At 69.3% G+C, this 17694-nt stretch carries 22 protein-coding genes; 11 read left to right on the top strand and 11 right to left on the bottom strand.

The genetic code is table 11. The features are described 5' to 3' along the window. Positions 1-138: 138 nt before the first annotated feature. Both ACFQU4_RS14030 and ACFQU4_RS14025 read left to right on the top strand, forming a co-directional pair. Positions 139-1629: an FAD-dependent monooxygenase gene (locus ACFQU4_RS14030; protein WP_377492798.1), complete on the top strand. Its 1491-nt coding sequence runs from the start codon at positions 139-141 to the stop codon at positions 1627-1629. Beyond that, positions 1626-2282, top strand: coding sequence for a TetR/AcrR family transcriptional regulator (locus ACFQU4_RS14025; protein WP_377492796.1), 657 nt, complete (start codon positions 1626-1628; stop codon positions 2280-2282). The genes ACFQU4_RS14030 and ACFQU4_RS14025 overlap by 4 nt, the downstream gene beginning before the upstream one ends. Here ACFQU4_RS14025 and ACFQU4_RS14020 read toward each other — a convergent pair. Next, positions 2222-2755 carry a GNAT family N-acetyltransferase gene (locus ACFQU4_RS14020; protein WP_377492794.1) on the bottom strand — a complete coding sequence of 178 codons (534 nt, stop codon included), beginning with the start codon at positions 2753-2755 and terminating at the stop codon, positions 2222-2224. The genes ACFQU4_RS14025 and ACFQU4_RS14020 overlap by 61 nt on opposite strands. A 586-nt stretch (positions 2756-3341) precedes the next feature. On the opposite strand from ACFQU4_RS14020, the gene ACFQU4_RS14015 reads away from it, so the two are divergent. From ACFQU4_RS14015 to ACFQU4_RS14005, 3 genes are all read left to right on the top strand, one after another. Continuing rightward, complete coding sequence (locus tag ACFQU4_RS14015) at positions 3342-3839, top strand: DUF5994 family protein (protein ID WP_377492792.1); 498 nt, start codon at positions 3342-3344, stop codon at positions 3837-3839. Between the two features lie 91 nt (positions 3840-3930). Beyond that, positions 3931-5322, top strand: a complete 1392-nt coding sequence (locus ACFQU4_RS14010) for an alcohol acetyltransferase (RefSeq protein WP_377492790.1) — start codon at positions 3931-3933, stop codon at positions 5320-5322. Next, a complete protein-coding gene (locus tag ACFQU4_RS14005) occupies positions 5319-5984 on the top strand; it encodes a DUF6320 domain-containing protein (RefSeq protein WP_377492788.1) in 666 nt (221 codons plus the stop codon). Before ACFQU4_RS14010 ends, ACFQU4_RS14005 begins: the two co-directional genes overlap by 4 nt. Positions 5985-6003: 19 nt before the next feature. Here the strand turns inward: ACFQU4_RS14005 and ACFQU4_RS14000 are convergent, their stop codons facing one another. Then, on the bottom strand, positions 6004-6366 hold the full coding sequence (locus ACFQU4_RS14000; protein WP_377492786.1) for a hypothetical protein: 363 nt from the start codon (positions 6364-6366) through the stop codon (positions 6004-6006). A gap of 362 nt (positions 6367-6728) precedes the next feature. Between ACFQU4_RS14000 and ACFQU4_RS13995 the strand changes: the two genes are divergently transcribed. Further along, positions 6729-7400, top strand: coding sequence for a class I SAM-dependent methyltransferase (locus tag ACFQU4_RS13995; RefSeq protein WP_377492784.1), 672 nt, complete (start codon positions 6729-6731; stop codon positions 7398-7400). 31 nt (positions 7401-7431) lie between these two features. Here ACFQU4_RS13995 and ACFQU4_RS13990 read toward each other — a convergent pair whose 3' ends face one another. The 4 genes from ACFQU4_RS13990 to ACFQU4_RS13975 form a co-directional block, all read right to left on the bottom strand. Continuing rightward, a complete protein-coding gene (locus ACFQU4_RS13990) occupies positions 7432-8103 on the bottom strand; it encodes a dihydrofolate reductase family protein (RefSeq protein ID WP_377492782.1) in 672 nt (223 codons plus the stop codon). 25 nt (positions 8104-8128) lie between these two features. Further along, positions 8129-8617 carry an SRPBCC domain-containing protein gene (locus tag ACFQU4_RS13985; protein ID WP_377492780.1) on the bottom strand — a complete coding sequence of 163 codons (489 nt, stop codon included), beginning with the start codon at positions 8615-8617 and terminating at the stop codon, positions 8129-8131. A 1-nt stretch (position 8618) separates the two neighbouring features. Further along, positions 8619-8981: an ArsR/SmtB family transcription factor gene (locus ACFQU4_RS13980; protein WP_377492778.1), complete on the bottom strand. Its 363-nt coding sequence runs from the start codon at positions 8979-8981 to the stop codon at positions 8619-8621. 74 nt (positions 8982-9055) lie between these two features. After that, positions 9056-9634 carry a dihydrofolate reductase family protein gene (locus tag ACFQU4_RS13975; protein ID WP_377492776.1) on the bottom strand — a complete coding sequence of 193 codons (579 nt, stop codon included), beginning with the start codon at positions 9632-9634 and terminating at the stop codon, positions 9056-9058. A 112-nt stretch (positions 9635-9746) separates the two neighbouring features. Between ACFQU4_RS13975 and ACFQU4_RS13970 the strand changes: the two genes are divergently transcribed. Further along, positions 9747-10466, top strand: coding sequence for a hypothetical protein (locus tag ACFQU4_RS13970; RefSeq protein ID WP_377492774.1), 720 nt, complete (start codon positions 9747-9749; stop codon positions 10464-10466). Between the two features lie 181 nt (positions 10467-10647). Here the strand turns inward: ACFQU4_RS13970 and ACFQU4_RS13965 are convergent, their stop codons facing one another. Beyond that, positions 10648-10821 carry a hypothetical protein gene (locus tag ACFQU4_RS13965; RefSeq protein WP_377492772.1) on the bottom strand — a complete coding sequence of 58 codons (174 nt, stop codon included), beginning with the start codon at positions 10819-10821 and terminating at the stop codon, positions 10648-10650. Between the two features lie 248 nt (positions 10822-11069). Here ACFQU4_RS13965 and ACFQU4_RS13960 point away from each other — a divergent pair, with 248 nt between their 5' ends. Together ACFQU4_RS13960 and ACFQU4_RS13955 are read left to right on the top strand one after the other, a co-directional pair. After that, positions 11070-12164: a fatty acid desaturase family protein gene (locus tag ACFQU4_RS13960; RefSeq protein ID WP_377492770.1), complete on the top strand. Its 1095-nt coding sequence runs from the start codon at positions 11070-11072 to the stop codon at positions 12162-12164. A gap of 14 nt (positions 12165-12178) precedes the next feature. Further along, positions 12179-12361, top strand: coding sequence for a YegP family protein (locus ACFQU4_RS13955; protein WP_377492768.1), 183 nt, complete (start codon positions 12179-12181; stop codon positions 12359-12361). A 9-nt stretch (positions 12362-12370) separates the two neighbouring features. Here ACFQU4_RS13955 and ACFQU4_RS13950 read toward each other — a convergent pair whose 3' ends face one another. The 4 genes from ACFQU4_RS13950 to ACFQU4_RS13935 form a co-directional block, all read right to left on the bottom strand. Then, positions 12371-13117, bottom strand: a complete 747-nt coding sequence (locus tag ACFQU4_RS13950; RefSeq protein ID WP_377492766.1) for a GAF and ANTAR domain-containing protein — start codon at positions 13115-13117, stop codon at positions 12371-12373. Between the two features lie 31 nt (positions 13118-13148). Further along, positions 13149-13886 (bottom strand): GAF domain-containing protein, encoded by a 738-nt coding sequence (locus tag ACFQU4_RS13945; protein WP_377492764.1) that lies wholly within the window; start codon positions 13884-13886, stop codon positions 13149-13151. Positions 13887-14128: 242 nt separating this feature from the next. After that, positions 14129-15583 carry an amidophosphoribosyltransferase gene (gene purF / locus ACFQU4_RS13940; protein ID WP_377492762.1) on the bottom strand — a complete coding sequence of 485 codons (1455 nt, stop codon included), beginning with the start codon at positions 15581-15583 and terminating at the stop codon, positions 14129-14131. A 24-nt stretch (positions 15584-15607) separates the two neighbouring features. Next, positions 15608-16231: a hypothetical protein gene (locus ACFQU4_RS13935; protein ID WP_377492760.1), complete on the bottom strand. Its 624-nt coding sequence runs from the start codon at positions 16229-16231 to the stop codon at positions 15608-15610. An 84-nt stretch (positions 16232-16315) separates the two neighbouring features. Between ACFQU4_RS13935 and ACFQU4_RS13930 the strand changes: the two genes are divergently transcribed. Both ACFQU4_RS13930 and ACFQU4_RS13925 read left to right on the top strand, forming a co-directional pair. Continuing rightward, positions 16316-17038: a MerR family transcriptional regulator gene (locus ACFQU4_RS13930; RefSeq protein ID WP_377492758.1), complete on the top strand. Its 723-nt coding sequence runs from the start codon at positions 16316-16318 to the stop codon at positions 17036-17038. Between the two features lie 57 nt (positions 17039-17095). Continuing rightward, positions 17096-17569 (top strand): GNAT family N-acetyltransferase, encoded by a 474-nt coding sequence (locus tag ACFQU4_RS13925; RefSeq protein WP_377492756.1) that lies wholly within the window; start codon positions 17096-17098, stop codon positions 17567-17569. Positions 17570-17694: the final 125 nt, after the last annotated feature.

The following is a 17694-nucleotide window of genomic DNA, read 5'->3' as shown; positions in this document are numbered from 1 at the left end:
GTTCCGTCCGAGGGTCTGTGTGCGTCCCCGCCCGCCTCGGCGAATGTCGCCGCGATCTCCTCACCTTCGCGTCTTGGAGTGCGGCGCGCATGGGCTAATATGTGAACGGTACCGTTCATGAAGTCGTTGGAGGTTGCCATGACGGAGGTGCTCGTGGTCGGCGCTGGGCCGACCGGGCTCGCGCTCGCCTGTGGGCTCCGGCTCGCCGGTGTCGCGGTGCGGGTGATCGACAAGGCCGGCGGCCCGGCCACCTCGTCCCGGGCGAACTTCCTGCATGCCCGCGGTTCCGAGGTGCTGGACCGTCTTGGTGCGCTCGGCTCGTTGCCGGACGAATCGCAGCGCGCGATGTCGGTGACGAGCTATCTCGGGGACCGGCCCCTGGTCAGCCTCAGGTTCGGCGATCCCGGTCTTCGTACCGCCGCGCCGCCGATGGTGATCTCACAAGCGCGGGTCGAGGCCCAACTGCGCCACCGGCTTGGCGAACTCGGCGTCGAGCCCGAATGGGGCGCCGCGCTCACCGCGGCCGAGCAGGACGGCGGTCAGGTGACCGCCGTGCTCGGCACCGGGGAACGCGTCCGGGTGGGCTGGCTGGTGGGGTGCGACGGAACCGCCAGCACGGTGCGTAAAGCGGCGGGGATCAGCGCCCCGGGAGTCCGGCTCTCCGAGCGCTTCCTGCTCGCCGACGTCCACTTGGACTGGGACCTGGACCGGACCGGCACCACCGGCTGGATCCACCCCTCGGGACTGCTCGGGGTGATGCCCATGCCGCACCCGTCCGGCGACCTGTGGCGCATCCTGGCGTACGACCCGGAGGAGACCCAGCACTCGGCCGAGCCGCTGACCGAAGCCGCCATCCTCGAACGGGTCCGGGCGATCCTGCCCGAACGCAGCGGCCGCGCCGACGTCCGGGTCAGCGATCCCGAATGGCTGTCGCAGTTCACGATCCACCGGCGGTTGGCCGACCGCTACCGGGCCGGACGCATCTTCCTGGCCGGCGATTCCGCGCACGCGCACGCGCCGTTCGGCGGCCAGGGCATGCTCACCGGGATCGGTGACGCCGAGAACCTGGCCTGGAAGCTCGCGCTCGTCGTGCACGGCAAGGCCGGCGAGGCCCTGCTGGACACGTACGAAGCGGAACGTCGCCCGCTGGCCAAGGACGTCCTCCGCGGCACCTCCGCGGTGACCGCCATGGACGTCACCCGGCACGCGCTGGGGCGGTTCGTCCGGGACCGCGTCTTCGCCCCGCTCTTCGGCCTGCCCTGGATCCAGCGCAAGGCGACCTGGGCGGCGTCCCAGCTCTGGGTCAGCTACCGACGCGGACCGCTCGGACGCCCGTACGGCACGGTGCCCCGGCCCGGCGACCGGGTCGGCGACCTGCCCTGCGCCGGACCCGACGGCGGCAGCTCCCGGCTCCATGCCGAGCTCGGCGGAACCTGGGCCGTCCTCCAGCCGCCCGGTACAGCCGGGGCGTTCCCCACGGCGCTCGGTGAGCACGCGGTGGTCCTGGATCGCGCCGACGGCGTGGACGAGCTCTGGCTGGTCCGGCCCGACGGGCATCTGGCCTGGCGCGGCACCGAACTGTCGGACCTGCGGGACCGGCTGGCGTCGGTCTTCGGGCTCGGGCGATGACCCGCCCGGGTCGGCCGCGCAGCAGTGAGGCCGACGCAGCGATCCTGCGCGCGGCGCGCGAGCTCATGATCGACAAGGGCATCGCCGGTGCCAGCATCGAAGAGGTCGCCCGCCGCGCAGGGGTCAGCAAGGTGACCGTCTACCGGCGCTGGACCGCCCGGGAGGACCTGCTCGCGGCCGCCATCGAGTCAACCGCGGAAGGGATCCCGGGCCGCACCGACGCCGAGGCGGCCACCGGAGAGCCGGACGCCGCCCTGACCTATGACCAGCTGAGCATGATCATCGAGGCGGCGCTGCCCGAGGCCGCCGGAACCCTCGTCACCACCGAGTACCGGGCGCTCCTGGCCCAGGCCTTCGGGTCGCGCTTCACCCACCCGGCGATCATGGCCGCGTACTGGAACAACCACATCCTGCCCCGCCGTACGGTCGCGATCCCGGTCCTCGAACGCGCGGTCGCGGAAGGTCACCTCCCCGCCGACACCGACGTCGAGGTGATCATCGACATGACCGTCGGTGCGCTGATCTACCGACTCCTGCAACCCGGCGACATCACGCCCGAGGAGATGCACCAGTACCTGCGCCGGATCTACCGTCAGGCAGGGCTGTTGAGGGATCGGGACGTACCCGAAGGCGGGATCTCGGCGTTGGAGTAATACGGATGCGTGAACGGGAAATGCGCGGCGATCCAGTGGCGTAGCGCGCGATACAGCGTGACGTAGCGGCCCCGCTGGTACGCCTCCGGCGTCACCCACCAGCTGACGTCGACGTCGTGGGCCAGCGTCTCCTCGGTGAGCGGCCGGCGCCGTCCCATCGGGTAGAGGTAGCAGCAGCCCAGATAGCCGCCGTCGAGGTCGTAGGCGGCGTAGGTGTACGAGTCGCCCTCGCGGAATTCGCATTCGTGCCAGACCAGGTCGACGTAGTTGTAGTCCTCGGTGACCGGTTCGGTCGGCCAGCGGCCACCGCGAGTCCGGCGGATCAGCTCGAGGCTGGCGTTGATCCCCGCGACGTCGTCCTTCAGTTGATCACGGGTGAGCGCGATGGCCCGGAGGTCTTCGAAGATCAACTCCCGCGGCGCGGCCCACCCGGCCGGCAGCGAGAGGCGTTTGACGAGGCCGCTGTAGTCCACGGCCGGACGGTAACGACAACCGAGGCTGCCGGTCTTGTACCGAACCGCCGTGTTGATCACCGCCGATCATGATCACGATCGCGACGCTCCGGGCGGTCGGCGGGGACCCTGGTGCTTAGGTCGAGGGTTGCCCGAAGGTGGTGCTGCCGTTTCGGTGGCCGGGTAAGGTGAGGGTGTCTGACGGCATCCGCCAGTGGACCTCTTACGAGAGCCGTGGCGTCTTGGTTCCGCCACCGCATCCATCAGACCAATCTTCGATCCAGCGCATTCCTTGGATTTCAGGGAACCGGAACGGCCGGTGCCTCTGGTGACGCGGCGACGCTCGTAAGGCCTCTCGGACCCATCTGTTCGGACGATCCGCGGCCGAGTTACCCGTCCGCCACCCGGAGGTCCCGGCCGACGTGGCTGGGCGGTTGGACCTGACGGCGGAGGGATAAACTCGGACGTAGTTCCGGAATCGACGACATCCCGTCTTGAGATGGCAGCCAGACCGGCGCGATCCAGGACCCATTCCGAGCCGTGATGATTCCGCGAGTCCTGCGGCGGGGACTTCGATCGATGTTTCCTGTCAGGAAGTGATCTTCAGATGACCCGAGTTCATGACCTCAACGCCGTGACGACGGCGATCGGCGAGCCCTCGACGCCGCGGCTGCGGCTGCAACGCCGGGGCAGTCCCTACGGGTTGCTGGACGGCGGCTGGTGGCCTCGCTCGACCAACCCGGTCGCCGAACTGCCCGGTTTGATCTTGGCCCTTGATCATCTTCAGGGTCCGGTGATCAGGATCCTGCTGCACCGCTCCGACTGGACCCATCAGCCGGTTCGGCTGGGCCTGGCCGGACGGGTCATTCGGGTCGCCTACTTCGACAGCCATCCCGCCGGGTTGTTGAGCGCGTTCACCGGCGCCTCCGCGCGAGGACGGATCGACCTCGTCGTCGTACCTCCGGAGACCACGTTCGAGCGGGCCGATGCCGCGATGACGGTGGCCGCGACCCAGGGCAACGACCTGCAGGCTCAGGACATCCTCGATCGGCTGACCCGCCCGGACGGCGGACCCGGGTCGGGGTTCGGCACCCAAGGCGGCTAGGAGTACGCCGGGCGACCGTGTCCCGCTCCGGACGGACCGCGCGGCGCGGGCCATGATGGGTGCTGTGCGGACGCTCGACAGACTTCTCGGCGTGGTGGGATCCGGCGTGCGCCGCCACCGGGAGTGGGTGCGGCTCGACAACGCGTCCAACATCTTTCTCGCTGCTCGTACCGATGCCGATCCCAAGGTGTTCCGGATCAGCGCGGAGCTGGATCACGACGTGGATCCCGTCGTGTTGCAGGCGGCGCTGGACGCGACGTACGACCGGTACCGGCTCTATCACGCGGTGCTGCGCCGCGGAGTGTTCTGGTACTACCTGCAGGACAGCGACCTGCGGCCCCAGGTGACGGCGGACGAGCAGTACACCTGCGCCCCGATCTACCGTGCGGACCGGCGCAACCTGCTGTTCCGGGTGATGCACCACCGGCAGCGGATCGTCCTCGAACTGTTCCACGCGCTGTCCGATGGCATCGGCGCGCTCTGGTTCCTGTCCGACCTGGTCACGGCCTACGTCCAGCTCCGCGTACGAGAGCCGTCGGCAGCGGACGAGTCTTCTGCCGGCGGGAGTCCCGATCCGCTGGAGGTCATCGACCGGTCCGGCGAGGACGACGCCGAGTGGCAGCGGGCGCTGGTCCCGGACAGCTTCGCCCACTACTTCCGCCAGAACCGGAGCCGCGGCGGCGTCGAGGCCGGACCGATGAGCAGCGGCGAGCCGGTCAAGGGCCGGCCCGCGGGCAGCCGGGTGCACCGGGTCCACGGGACGCGTACGCCCGACAACCGCCCGCGCCTGGTGGAGTTCACGATGCCGGTGGCGGAGGTGCTGACCCTGGCTCGGGCCGAGGGCGTGTCGCTCACCATGTACCTGACCGGGTTGCTCTTCGAGTCCATCCGGCTCTCGTCCGGCGGCCTGGGCCGGTCCCGGACGCTGACGGCGTCGGTGCCGGTGAACCTGCGCCAGTTCTTCCCCTCCCAGTCGCCGCGGAACTTCTTCGCGACGACCCGGGTGGAACACACGTACGGCGAGGGCGCCGATGATCTTGGTACGGTCTGCCGCCAGCTCGATGATCAGTTCCGCCGGAAGGTGACCCGCGAGTCACTGGACCGGAAGCTGCGCCGGTTCAGCCGGTTCGAACGGATGCCGGTGCTGCGGATCGTGCCGCGCCCGCTCAAGGACGTGATCTTGGGACTGATCAACCGGGGCAGCAACCGGGGCCTCACCGTCGCGGTCTCGAATCTGGGCCGGGTGAGCCTGCCCGAACCGGCCGGCGCGCACGTGGGGCGGATGTTGTTCCACGTCTCCGCCGTCCGCCCTCAGGTCGGCATCATGTCCCATGCCGGGCTGCTCACGGTCAGCTTCACTTCGCCGTTCGTGGAGACCGGCCATGTCCGGGAATTCGCCCGCCGGCTGGCCGCCGACGGTGTTGAGGTGACGGTCGCCGCGGCACGCGTGACGGAGGCCGAACTCGCGGAGGTGGAACGGTGAAGCGGTGCGCCGACTGCGCCGTCGACATCGAGGGCGACTGGGCCAACTGTCCCTTGTGTACCGGGCCGGTCGCGGGTCAGGCGGTCCGCAGCCCGCTGCCCGCGGTGCCGCTCACGTTCTCGCGCCGCCGGGTGCTGCGGGTGCTGTTCCTCACCTCGATCGCGGTGATCTTGGCCTCGTACGGTGCCCAACTGCTGTTCAACCGGGGGATCGACGAGATCGGGGTGCTCCGCTCGGTGTGGCTCGGCGTGATCACCATGTGGCTGGTGGTGTTGATGGCGGTACGGAAGCGGCGCAACGTCGCCAAGGGCATCGTCTACCTCGTCGCCCTGATCGGGCTGGCCTGCGTCTACTGGGACTATCTGACCGGGTGGTACCGCTGGTCGCTGACGTACGCGGTGCCGATCGTGTGCGCCTGCGCGGTCGTCGCGCTGTTGATCACGGTCAGGGTGATGCGCATCGAGGTCGGCGAGCACATCGTCTACAGCGGACTGACGGTGTTGCTGGGCCTGGCGCCGATCGGCTTCCTCGCCTTCGGCTGGGTGACCAACCCCGTCCCGTCGGCGATCTGCGGGTCGCTCAGCGTCCTCACCCTGGTCGCGTTGCAGCTGGTGAGCGGCCCGGACGTACGCCATGAACTCGCCAAGCGGCTACACCTCTGACCCCGAATGGGGAGCGGTGTCAGAGCGCCCGACGACCTGGTGCGGTCGCCGGCCTGAGATCGTTCGCGCGACCGGCCGGATGGGCCAGGAACCGGATCTCTGCGTGGCCGGCCCACCGCCGCCCGAGGTGGGCGTTGTCGAAGTCGATCCGCCACTCGTTCGGCCAGGAACGTTCGACGATCATCGCCGGCTCCCAGGTCCCGGAGACCCGGTCCAGGACCTCGACCTCGGTCTGATCCGGGTACGGGTTCGCGTCGGCCAGGTAGTCGGCGATCACCTCGGCGTCGGAGCGCGGGCCGCTCGCGGTCGCGTCGATGCAGCGCTGCAGCGAGTCGGTGGCCACGTACTGACGGGCCAGGCCCAGGACCTCGGCGCGCGTCACCGTCCGGACCCCGTTCCGGTCCCGGGTGCCGAGCTTGACGACGAACTGGTCACGGGTGCGATCCTCATCGCTTCCTCCTCCGGTCGGTAGGCCTCGCGACGGTGCCACGTGGCGCGATCACAAGATCAACCAGTGAGTCCCCGGGCAGCGAAGTTGATCTTGCTCCTGAATGAACTGGCCACGACTCCGGGCACCCCGACCTGCAGGGGGTGTGGCTGAGATTCACCGGGATGCTTGTCCCAACTCACCCATCGTCTCACACGACCCGGGGACGGGCGCCCGGCCTTGCGGTACGTCGCCGTACGAGAGATGGTCGTCGGGAGTTCCGACCGAACGGACCGCAACGACGAGGACGCCCATCGATGTCAGGTGATACCAGCGAGTCCCAAGATCAACCGCCGGCGACCGACCTGCCCCGGCCCCGGTTCAGCCGGTTCTACGCCAAGATCAGCGAGACCCTCGAAACCGAAGGGCTGGCCGCCCTTCGCCGGGAGCTGCTCGGCCCGCTGACCGGACGAATCGTCGAGATCGGCTCCGGAAACGGGATGAACTTCCGGCACTACCCGGCCGCCGTCACCGGGGTGATCGCCGTCGAACCCGAACCACACCTGCGATCTCTGGCCGAGCGGGCGGCCACGACGGCAACGGTCTCCGTCACCGTGCGACCCGGCGCCGCCGGCCGGCTTCCGCTGCCGGACGCCAGCGTCGACGCCGCCGTCCTCTGCCTGGTCCTCTGCTCGGTGGCGGACCGGCCCGGCGCGCTGGCGGAGATCCGACGCGTCCTGCGGCCGGGCGGGACGCTGCACTTCCTCGAGCACACCATCGCCGACACACCCGTACTGCGAACGGTCCAGCGCCTGGTCGACGCCACCTTCTGGCCGCGCTTCGCGGGTGGCTGCCACACCGCCACGGACCCGGTCGCCCTGATCACCGCCGCCGGCTTCACCGTGACGACCAGCCAGCGACTCCGGTTTCCCGAGCGGCGGTTCACCCAACCGTCGACGCCGCACGTCCTCGGCATCGCCGGCCGGTAGTGGTTCGGTTCATGATCAACTTCGGGGTCGGCTACCGCTGCCGTACCGCGTAGGTCAGGTGGGTCACCCCGTTCGGCGAGGGTTGCGCGCTGACCGGTTCCAAGGCGATCCGGTCGGCATCGATGCCCTCGAACAGGCGGACTCCGACGCCGAACAGCACCGGCGACAGGGTGATCCGGAACTCGTCGACCAGGCCGGCGTTCAGGTATTCCAGGATCGTCGTGCCGCCGCCGGCGATCCGGACGTCGCGGTCCCCGGCCGCCGCGCGGGCCTGGTCGAGTGCGGCCTCGATCCCGTCGTTGACGAAGTGGAAGGTCGTCCCGCCGGGCCGTTCCCAGGGCTCCCGCTCGGAGTGGGTCACCACGAAGACCGGGGTGTGGAACGGCGCCTCCTCGGGCCAGGACAGCTCGCCGGCGTCGAACATGCGCCGGCCCATGATGCTCGCCCCGGTACGGGCGTGGGTCTGCTGCGCGAGATCGTTGTCGAGCCCTTCCTCGCCGCCCGTACCGAGCTTGAGGTTCTCCCGGAAGAACCGCTGCGGGAAGGCGGCCTGATGCAGTTCGCTCCACCGCGTCATCCAGAGCCGCACTCTCGGATCGTCCTGCTTCCGCGCCGGGCCGAAGAGATCCTCGGCGGGTACGGCCTCGGGCGCGACGAAGCCGTCCAGCGACATCGCCACACTGAAGAGCACTGTTCCGGTCATCAGCTTCAACCTTTCCGATGGAGATTCAGTCGACCGCGACCAGCAGTTTGCCGATCGCGTCGAGCAGTCCGGCGGTGCCGGACTCGCGGCCGGCCGCGGCCTCGGGCCCGGGACCGTGTACGCCGTCGAGATGGACGCCCTGCTCGGTGAACGTGAGTCGGGTCCCCGCGCCGCTGTCGTCGGTGGGCTCGAACGTGATCGTGGTGATCGAGGTCGAGGCGTGCGCCTCGTCGAGCCACATGTCGTAGGTGTAGACGATCCGTTCGTTCGGTGCGATGTCGGTGTAGGTGGCGCGGTACCGCGACAGCGGGCCGCCGTCCCGGTGCCGGCCGTCGTCGATCATCACGCCGCCGACCCGGAAGTCGTCGGCACGCTCGACGTAGGCGAACTCGTCGCTGCCGAACCACTGGCGCTTGAGCTCGGGGTCGGCGAAGGCCGCCCACACGCGGTCGACGGGGACCGGGTATTCGCGTTCGAGCACGAACGTGGCGTGGGTGGCGGTGCGGTCGGTCATGTCAGTCCTTCTTCTCTGTCGGTTGGGGCTGGGTGAGGAAGTCGCCCAGGCGGTCGAGCCGGCTCTCCTGCGGCCGGCGCTGCGCCACGATCCAGGCGTTGGCCGGGACCAGGGCGTCGGGCACGAGTTGGTACGTACGCACGCGGCCGACCTTCTCGGACGACACGAGCTGCGCCGCCTCGAGCACCCGGAGGTGCTGGACGACGGTGGGCAGCGCCATGCCGAACGGCTCGGCGAGCTGGCTCACCGACGCCGGTCCGTGGACCAGTCGGGCCACCATCGCCCGGCGGGTGCTGTCGCCCAGTGCGCGGAACATCCGGTCGAGCTGGGCCTCGCCCTCGGCCCCCTCCGGATACTTAGTCACATGACTAAGTATTGAGTTCTGGAGGGGGCCTGTCAAGCGGCGGCCGCCGAACCGCGTGCCCGGCCCCGGCCGGCCTAGGCCCGTCGGTACGTGATCAAGGTGTTCTCCGAGCCTTCGTACCGGCGCACGTCGACCAACCGCAGCGACGGCAGCACGTCCTCGTCGAACGCCCTGATCCCGTGCGGGACCATGACCGGCGCGATCATGACGTGCAGTTCGTCGACGAGTCCGGCGGCGAACAGGGCGTTGGTCAGCGCGCGGCCGCCGAACATGACGATGTCGCCGTCGCCCTCGCGTTTCAGCCGGGTCAGCTGGTCCGCGGCCTCGGCCCGCCGCACGACCGTCGTGGTCGGCGCCCAGGCGCCGGTCGGAGGGGCCTGCCACTGGTCGGACACGACGACCTTCGGGAGTTCCTCGCAGCGCCGGGCGATCAGCCGCAGCGCCGCGTCGTCGCTGGTCAGCTGGGTGGGCCAGTAGCCGTTGAAGTCCTGGTACGTGCGCCGGCCGCTGAACAGCAGCACCTCCGCCGCCTGCATGCGTTCGGCGTTGTGGGCGCTGAAGAAGTCGTCCATCGGCAGTCGGCTGAGGTCACGGTTCGGACCGTCGAAGCAGCCGTCCAGTCCGACCATGGTGGAGACGACGATGTTGCGCATTCCTTGCTCACTTTCCTCGAAGAGATGGGTCTCGAACGGACAGAGACCGGGAGTGGCGCAAACTCATCGGTGAGCGCGAGGAGTTCGCCGGCCGAGTGGGTACCTGCAGGGCGTGCACCCGATCGAACCCTTCAGCCCCGAGGCCGCGGCGGCCAGGATCGACGGCGCGTTGACCGGAGTCGCGTCGCGGCAACTGCGGGCCGGTACGGACAGCGATGCGCTGGCCTGGCCGGGCGCGGTGATCGTGGCCGAGTTGCGGGTCTCCGCGGCCGCCGCGACGCGGCAGCAGCCGGCCGAGCTGGTCAGCCTTCATCAGGTCTGGACCACGGAGGTGCTGGAGGCGCTGTACGACCGCCGGGTTCGGCACCTGGGCACCGGCGGTGATCGGATCACCGCCGTCTATGCGACTCCGGCGCGGTCCGACATCGCCGCGGTGTTCGATCTTGCGGCGCGGGCGAACACGCTGGGCTGGGTCGTCAACGAGGCGTTGCGCCGGCAGGGCCGGGAGCCGATCGCGGCCGGGATCGGGGTCGACGCCGGGCCGGTGCTGACGATCAGCACCAATCGTGATCATGATTCGACGGCCGAGCGGGCCTGTCATTTCGGCGGGCCGGTGACCCGCGCCGAGGATCTGGCCCGGATCGCGGGTCAGGGCAATCCGGAGCCGGTCTGGTTCGGCGCCGACTTCGTGGAGCGGCTCGACCCGCGCCGCCGGCGGCTGCTCACCGAGGCCGTCGATCTCGGGCAGGAGGCCGACGCGTACTCCGGGCATCCGGTCGACGACGACCTGTGGGCCTGGTTCGAGGCGCGATCGGTGCGACGAGCGGGCTGACGGTGTTTCAGGACGGCGCGTCGTGGGTATCGATGGAGCGGAGGAATGTTCCCCGCGTTCCTCGATCGGGGCTTCGGCGCGTTCCGGTCGGGTTTCCCCGTCCTCGGCCGTCCGAGCGCGCCGGAGTTGCCCCGTCGAAGCAAACGAAGATCACCCAGGAAGGCCGGCCCGCCGTGGGCGGCTACTTCCTGACCCGCACCCTGACCGGTTGCGGGGTCCGGCCGCCGGGCAGGCGAAGGAGTTCTCGGAGGACCTCGAAGGCGTTGTTGATCTTGTCCTCGATGACGGCGGCAGCGCGACGGCCGAGACTCTTGACGGCTCGGGTGAGGCGCTGTGCGCTCCGGTCTGCGGTCATGGCCGGCCTTTCTGCTGAATCCACGATCGTGTCCGACCCTACTCCCCGTTACCTGAGGGCACCTGGCCGCGCGTCCAGAACCCTCGAACGCCTTGGCTGGAGGGGCCCGCGGAGTAGGCTGGGCCCTGTTCCGGAATTCGACGACGTCCCGTCTCGAGATGCCAACCACTCCGGCCCAACCCTTGGTTGGGGCAGACCAGATGGACGAGGCTCCTGGACCTTGATTTCCTCGTCAGGAGGAATTCACCATGCAAACTTTCAGTGATCGCCAGGCGGCGACCACCACTCTCGCCAAACCGCCGCCGGCGGCCGAACCCGATCAACCGGAAAGCCTGCACCGGGCCTTGATCAAGACCGTGCAGAACGCCGGACTGTTGAACCGCCGACGCGGCTTCTATCTGGGCCTGCTGGCCGTGCTCGGTGCCTGTCTCGGGATGGTCGTCACGGGCGGCTTCCTGATCGGCCAGTCCTGGTTCCAGTTGTTGATCGCGGCCGGGCTCGGAGTGCTCTTCACCCAGTTCGCGTTCTTCGCCCATGAGGCCGCGCATCGGCAGGTGTTCGCCTCCGGCCGCAAGAATGATCTTGCCGGACTCCTGGTCGGCACCGGCATCACCGGGATCAGTTACTCCTGGTGGATGTCCAAGCACAGCAGGCATCACGCGAACCCGAACAAGATCGGCCGCGACCCCGACATCGACATGGAGGCGCTGTCGTTCGACGAGGAGAACGCGCGCCGGAAGAAGGGTCTCTGGGCCGTGATCACGCGCCGCCAGGGCTACCTGTTCTTCCCGTTGCTGTTGTTCACCGGGCTCGGGCTTCACCTCGACTCCGTCCGCAGCGCGTACAGCCGGAGCGGCCCGGCGACGATCTTGGAACGGATCTTGATCACGGTCCGGCTGACCCTCTATCCGACGATCGTGATCTTGCTCCTCGGGCCGGGCATGGGGGCGGCGTTCCTCGGAGTGCAGGTGGCGGTGTTCGGCCTCTACATGGGCCTGTCGTTCGCGCCCAACCACAAGGGGATGCCGATCATCTCCGCCCGCAGCAAGCTCGACTTCGTCCGCAAGCAGGTGCTCACCTCGCGCAACATCCGCGGCTTCGGCACGACCACGCTGATGGGCGGACTCAACTACCAGATCGAGCACCACCTGTTCCCGAGCATGCCGCGGCCGCACCTTCGGCGCGCGGCGATCATCGTCCGGGAGCATTGCCGGCAGGCCAAGATCCCCTACCTGGAGACCTCGCTGCCGGCCTCGTACGCACGGATCGTCCGCTATCTCAATCGGGTCGGATTGCATGCCAGGGATCCGTTCGACTGCCCCGCGGCCCGCAACCTCGCCTGAACAGGACACCTGCCATGACCGCTACGTTCGACATCTACAAGGACAACCGCGGCAAATACCGCTGGCGGCTGGCGGCGGCGGACGGTGAGGTCCTGGCCGGCTCCGACGCGCAGTACGACACCCTGGCCGCCGCGATCACCGCCACCAAGTCGGCGAAACGGGCCGCCGCCGGGGCGAAGGTCGCCGATCGCACCTGAGGCCGGCGGCTACGGCTTCGGGCTCGGCTTGGCGATGGTGCCGGGGTCGAGCTGGCCGGTGGCCAGTCCGGCGGCGACGTCGGTCAACTTCGCGCGGGCCGTCCGGGCATGGTTGCGGAGCAGTTGGAAGGCCTGATCCATGTCGATCCGGGCGTACTGGGCCAGGATGCCCTTGGCCTGCTCGATCGTGATCCTGCTGTTCAGGGCGGTCTGCAACTGCGTGGTGAGGCGTTCGCTGGCCTCGGCCGACTCGTGCTGGAGCAGGGTGATCGTGGCGACGTCGGCCATGGCCTGGCCGATCTGCAGGGCGTCGTCGGACAGCAGCGTGTCCGGCGGCTGGAACAGGTTGAGGGCGCCGATGGTGCGGTCGCGCAGCCGCAACGGCAGCGCGTAGACCGGGCCGAACCCGAGTTCGCGGAACCGCCGGGCCAGGATCGGCCAGCGGTCCGACTGCTCGTCCGGAGCGGCCGCGGTGATCGGCTCGCCGCTCCGATAGCAGTCCAGGCAGGGCCCCTGCTGGTTCTGCAACTCGAACAGTTCGAGCAGGCGGGTCTGTTCCGACGTCGCCGCCATCACCTGCAGCCGACCCTGCGAATCGGCCAGCATCAAGCCGGCCGCCGACACGTCCAGCAGCCCGACACAGCTGGCCACCAGTTCGTCGAGGAGGTCGACGACGTCGAATTCGCTGACCAGGTTGTCGGCCAGCCGGACGAACAGACGCCCCAGCCGGACTTCCCGGGATGGTGTTGTGCTCATGTCGCCGTCCTGCGGTGGATTGGTGGTGTCATCATCTCTCAAACTTCAGTTGGTGGGCGATGACCCGGCGCGCGACTTCGACCAGCGGCCGATCGTGAGCGAAGGCGTACGCACGGAGGCGGGCCAGGGCCGCGTCGATCGGCACCCCGAGTTGCACCATCAGCATGCCCGACGCCTGGTGGACCTCGGCCCCGATGAAGTCCGCTCCCTCCCCGTTGAGGGCGCCGTTGACCTGGTGATCGTCGTCGTACCCGGGGTCGGCCAGCCGGTCGCGGTGGGCCGCGGCTTCGTCGGTCAGCGGGGCGGTCATATCCAGGGCCAGATAGGCGGCGGTGTCGGAGAGGCGCAGGGACTGTTCCAGCGCCTCCGGCGGCAGCGGGCCGGGCGTCGTCCGGTAGCAGACGAAGACCCCGAGGTCGATGGCGCCGATCCGCAGCGGAAACGCGAAGACGGCGGCGACGCCGAAGAGCAACGCCTCGACGGTGAAGACCGGCCAGCGGGACTGGTAGTCGGCGGTCGCCAGATCGGGTACGAAGATCGGCACCCCGTGCCGTGCCGCGTCAATCGCTGGGCCCTCCCCGATCCGCGTCAGCAACTCCTCCAACCCGGCCGACAAGCCGCCCGCACCCGCCAGATAGCCGCGATGGCCGCCGTCGGTGATCAGCACTACCGCGGCACCGTCGATCGGCAGTGTCCGTACCGCAAGGAGGCACAGCCCCACCACCCGACGCGAACGCGCCGGATCGGTGGCGAACTGTTCCAGGCTCACGCGTCCAGCCCCCTCGGCAGCACGAAAGTTCCGCGTGCCCGAACCACTGTTAGTGCGGGGGACGCGCGGTCCGAGACCCCCCGACGTGTGCCGGGCCGCACGTCCCCCGGCTTCGACAGAAGGCGAAGGGAAACGACAGCTGGTCAGGGTCTGGGACCACCAACGACATCCGCAGCACGGATGCCGTAGGCCAAACGTAGGACGGGTTCGGCCGTCCGTCAACGTGTTCTCGGCCGGTGAGGTTAGGAGCGCTGGTTCTGGCCGACCCAGTCGAGATAGTCCGGCGTCACGGTGCCGGTCACGTACTCGCCGGTGAAGCAGCACAGGTCGAGTTCGGTCACCTCGGAGTCCGCGAGAATCGCCGACTCGAGCCCGGCCCGGTCCTGGTAGACGAGGTGATCGGCGCCGAGCTGCCGGGCGATCTCGTCCGGTTCGCGGCCGTGCGCGATCAGTTCGCCATGGGTCGGCATGTTGATCCCGTACACGTGCGGGAAGCGGACCGGCGGCGCGGCCGAGGCGAAGGTCACCCGGTTGGCCCCGCAGCGGCGGGCCATGTCGATGATCTCCCGGGACGTGGTGCCGCGGATCACCGAATCCTCGATGATCAGCACGTTCTTCCCGGCGAACTCCGAACTCATCGCGTTGAGCTTCTGCCGGACGCTCTGCTTGCGCTTCGCCTGCCCGGGCATGATGAAGGTCCGGCCGATGTAGACGTTCTTGTAGAAGCCCTCCCGGTAGTCGATGCCGAGCGTCCGGGCCGTCTGCATCGCCGCCGGCCGGGCCGTGTCCGGGACCGGCATCACGACGTCGACGTCGCCGAGCGGCAGCTGTTCCTTGATCGTCTGCGCCAGCCGTTCGCCCATCCGCAGCCGGGCCTCGTAGACCGAGATGCCGTTCATGATCGAATCCGGGCGGGCCAGGTAGATGTACTCGATCGAGCACGGGACCAGCCGCGGGGCGGTGGCGCACTGGCGCGAGAAGAACTCGCCGTCGGCCGAGATGAAGACCGCCTCGCCCGGGGCGACGTCACGGACCAGCTGATAGTCGGAGCCCTCCAGCGCCACCGACTCCGAGGCGACCATCCAGGAGTCCCGGCCGCCCTCGGTGCGCTTGCCGAGCACCAGCGGGCGGATGCCGAACGGATCGCGGAAGGCGAGCAGCCCGTGCCCGGCGATCAGGGAGATCACGGCGTACGACCCCTCGACCCGCTCGTGTACCTGGGCGACGGCCCGGAAGATCTGGTCCGGGTCGAGGTCGAGGCCCTCGATCTGACCCTGCAGCTCGGTGGCCAGGACGTTGAGCAGCATCTCGGTGTCGCTGGTCGAGTTCATGTGCCGGCGGTCGATGTGGAACAGGTCCTCGGCGAGTTCCCGGGTGTTGGTCAGGTTGCCGTTGTGCACCAGCGAGATCCCGTACGGCGCGTTCACGTAGAACGGCTGGACCTCCTGCTCGTTGGCCGCATCGCCCTTCGTCGCGTACCGGACGTGGCCGAGACCGACGTTGCCGAGCAGGGACCGCATGTCCCTGGTCCGGAAGGACTCCCGGACCAGGCCGCGGGCCTTGGACTGGTGGAACGTCGACCCGTCGGCGGTGGTGATGCCGGTCGAGTCCTGGCCCCGGTGCTGCAGCAGCAGGAGCGCGTCGTAGAGCCGCTGGTTGACCGGGCCGCCCGCGACCATTCCGACGATGCCGCACATGCCGCCAACGCTATCGTCCGCGGCTCAGCCGGCGAGCAGCGGCGGTACCAGATAGATGATCTCGAACGCCTCGTAGACCGCGCCGACGACGAACAGGGCCAGCGCGGGCAGGCCAAGCCAGCGGGCCTGCCCCAGTCCGCGGAGGTACGCCTGCCGGCGGGTGCTGGCGTCGACGGTCTTCGGCCACAGCCAGGCCTTGCCGATCAGGTAGGCGGCGAACATGACGACGGCGTACGCCTGGAACTCGATGATCATGGTCAACGAGTGCGGGATCAGGATCGTCGCCGACACCTCGTTGACCGGCGCCAGTGTGACGCCGAAGTTGAAGGCACGGTACGCGAACACGGCGATGCCGGAGAACGGAACGATCAGCGACGGCAGCAGGATGACCGGCAGCGCGACCGTGCCGACGTTGACCGCGAAGATCGTCAACGCGAACAGCCAGACGTTGGAGAGCAACGAGGTGACCAGCCCCGTGGTGCCGTTGTCGTTCATGATCGTCTGCTGGGCCGTGTTCAGTTGGGGGAAGATCATCGCCACCGCCATGCCGACCAGGCAGAGTCCGTACACGATGGCGTTCAGGACGAGGTAGGCCCGCAGGTTGGCGCGGATGAGCCGCAGGGGTTCGCGCAGGATTCGCATGACCACCACTTCAGACCCTGACCTCGGGGCAGGGTCAAGCCCGGCGGCCCGCCTTGACTCTGCCCCGGGGGCAGAGTGTGGACTGGAGCCATGGCCTGGAGCACCCAACAGCTCGCCGACCTCGCCGGTACGACGGTGAAGGCGATCCGGTACTACCACCAGCTCGGCCTGCTGGAGCTGCCGGAGCGGAGGTCGAACGGCTACAAGCAGTACGCGGTCGGGCACCTGGTCCGGCTGCTCCAGATCAGGCGGTTGAGCGAGCTCGGCGTCCCGCTGGCGGACGTGGCGACGATGGGCCGGGCGGACGAGGATCCGGACGCGGCGATCCAGGTGCTGGACGCCGAGCTGGAGGCGACCGTGAACCGGCTCAACCGGGTCCGGGCGGAACTGGCCGTGATCATGAAACACCGCGCACCGGCCTACGTGCCACCGGAGTTCGCCCCGATCTCGCGGGACCTCTCGGACCGGCAGCGATCCCTGCTGATGGTCTACTCGACCCTGTTCAGCGACGAGTCCAAGGAGCAGTTCCGCGCCCTGGTCAGCCAGCCCGACGACGGTACCGAGGCCGACTTCGACGCCCTGCCCGAGGATGCGGACGACGAGACGATCGAACGGCTGGCGGAGCGGCTACTGCCGATGGTGATCAAGTCCCGCGCCGACAACCCGTGGGCGCGGGACCCGCTCGCGGACTCGCCGCACGGAGCGAAGCAGGCCGGCGAGACGATGGCGCAGGCCATCGTCGACCTGTACCACCCGGCCCAGCTGCGGGTCCTGAAGCGGCTGAACGAGCTGCTCCAGGAACACGACGCCTGAGCCTCGCGGCCGGTATATCGCTGGCGTCGGCCCGGACCGCGCTGGCATCGTGCCGTCATGACCAACGCAGCGGTCGTCCGGCGCGCGTCGGCCGGGGACCGGGCCGACTTCCGTACCGTCATCGAGGGCTTCGACCCCGGCATGATCGATCTGCCGGAGCAGCTGTTCCATGATCGCTACGCCCGGCTGGTCGACCGGGACGACTACTGCCTGCTGCTGGCGTACCGGGAGGCCGAGCCCGTCGGCTACGCCCTCGCCCAGGACTACGGGCCGAATCTCCGGCTGCGGTTCACGATCGGCCGGTTGCACGATCTCTACGTCGCCGAGGAGCACCGGCGGCACGGCCTGGGCCGGCTGCTGATGGACGGCGTCTTCGCCTGGGCCCGCGGCCGGCCCGAGCCGATGATCTTGCACTGGCAGGCGAGCCAGGAGGCGGTCGCCTTCTACGAGTCGCTGGGGCTGGAGGCCGATCGGGTGGGCGACTATCCGCGGTATCCGGGCTTCAGCCTCGACCTCCGCACGGCCGGCTGACCGGTCCGCCCGCCCGGTGAGACGCCGCCCTGCCGCAGCCACCGGCCCGGTGATCAACTCGGTATTGTCGTCTGGCTGACCCCCACCTGCCCGGGCGGACCCCGGAGCAGCCGAGGAGCCTTTCC

Source organism: Microlunatus sp. GCM10028923, assembly GCF_042666975.1.
GTDB lineage: Bacteria > Actinomycetota > Actinomycetes > Propionibacteriales > Propionibacteriaceae > Microlunatus.
Note: the sequence above shows the minus strand (reverse complement) of the source record. Positions and strands in the feature narration are given on the sequence as shown.

Coding starts and splice junctions, on each gene's coding strand:
- ACFQU4_RS14030 (WP_377492798.1), top strand. CDS start 139: ATGACGGAGGTGCTCGTGGTCGGCGCTGGGCCGACCGGGCTCGCGCTC.
- ACFQU4_RS14025 (WP_377492796.1), top strand. CDS start 1,626: ATGACCCGCCCGGGTCGGCCGCGCAGCAGTGAGGCCGACGCAGCGATC.
- ACFQU4_RS14015 (WP_377492792.1), top strand. CDS start 3,342: ATGACCCGAGTTCATGACCTCAACGCCGTGACGACGGCGATCGGCGAG.
- ACFQU4_RS13995 (WP_377492784.1), top strand. CDS start 6,729: ATGTCAGGTGATACCAGCGAGTCCCAAGATCAACCGCCGGCGACCGAC.
- ACFQU4_RS13990 (WP_377492782.1), bottom strand. CDS start 8,103: ATGACCGGAACAGTGCTCTTCAGTGTGGCGATGTCGCTGGACGGCTTC.
- ACFQU4_RS13985 (WP_377492780.1), bottom strand. CDS start 8,617: ATGACCGACCGCACCGCCACCCACGCCACGTTCGTGCTCGAACGCGAA.
- ACFQU4_RS13975 (WP_377492776.1), bottom strand. CDS start 9,634: ATGCGCAACATCGTCGTCTCCACCATGGTCGGACTGGACGGCTGCTTC.
- ACFQU4_RS13965 (WP_377492772.1), bottom strand. CDS start 10,821: ATGACCGCAGACCGGAGCGCACAGCGCCTCACCCGAGCCGTCAAGAGT.
- ACFQU4_RS13960 (WP_377492770.1), top strand. CDS start 11,070: ATGCAAACTTTCAGTGATCGCCAGGCGGCGACCACCACTCTCGCCAAA.
- ACFQU4_RS13955 (WP_377492768.1), top strand. CDS start 12,179: ATGACCGCTACGTTCGACATCTACAAGGACAACCGCGGCAAATACCGC.
- ACFQU4_RS13950 (WP_377492766.1), bottom strand. CDS start 13,117: ATGAGCACAACACCATCCCGGGAAGTCCGGCTGGGGCGTCTGTTCGTC.
- purF (WP_377492762.1), bottom strand. CDS start 15,583: ATGTGCGGCATCGTCGGAATGGTCGCGGGCGGCCCGGTCAACCAGCGG.
- ACFQU4_RS13930 (WP_377492758.1), top strand. CDS start 16,316: ATGGCCTGGAGCACCCAACAGCTCGCCGACCTCGCCGGTACGACGGTG.
- ACFQU4_RS13925 (WP_377492756.1), top strand. CDS start 17,096: ATGACCAACGCAGCGGTCGTCCGGCGCGCGTCGGCCGGGGACCGGGCC.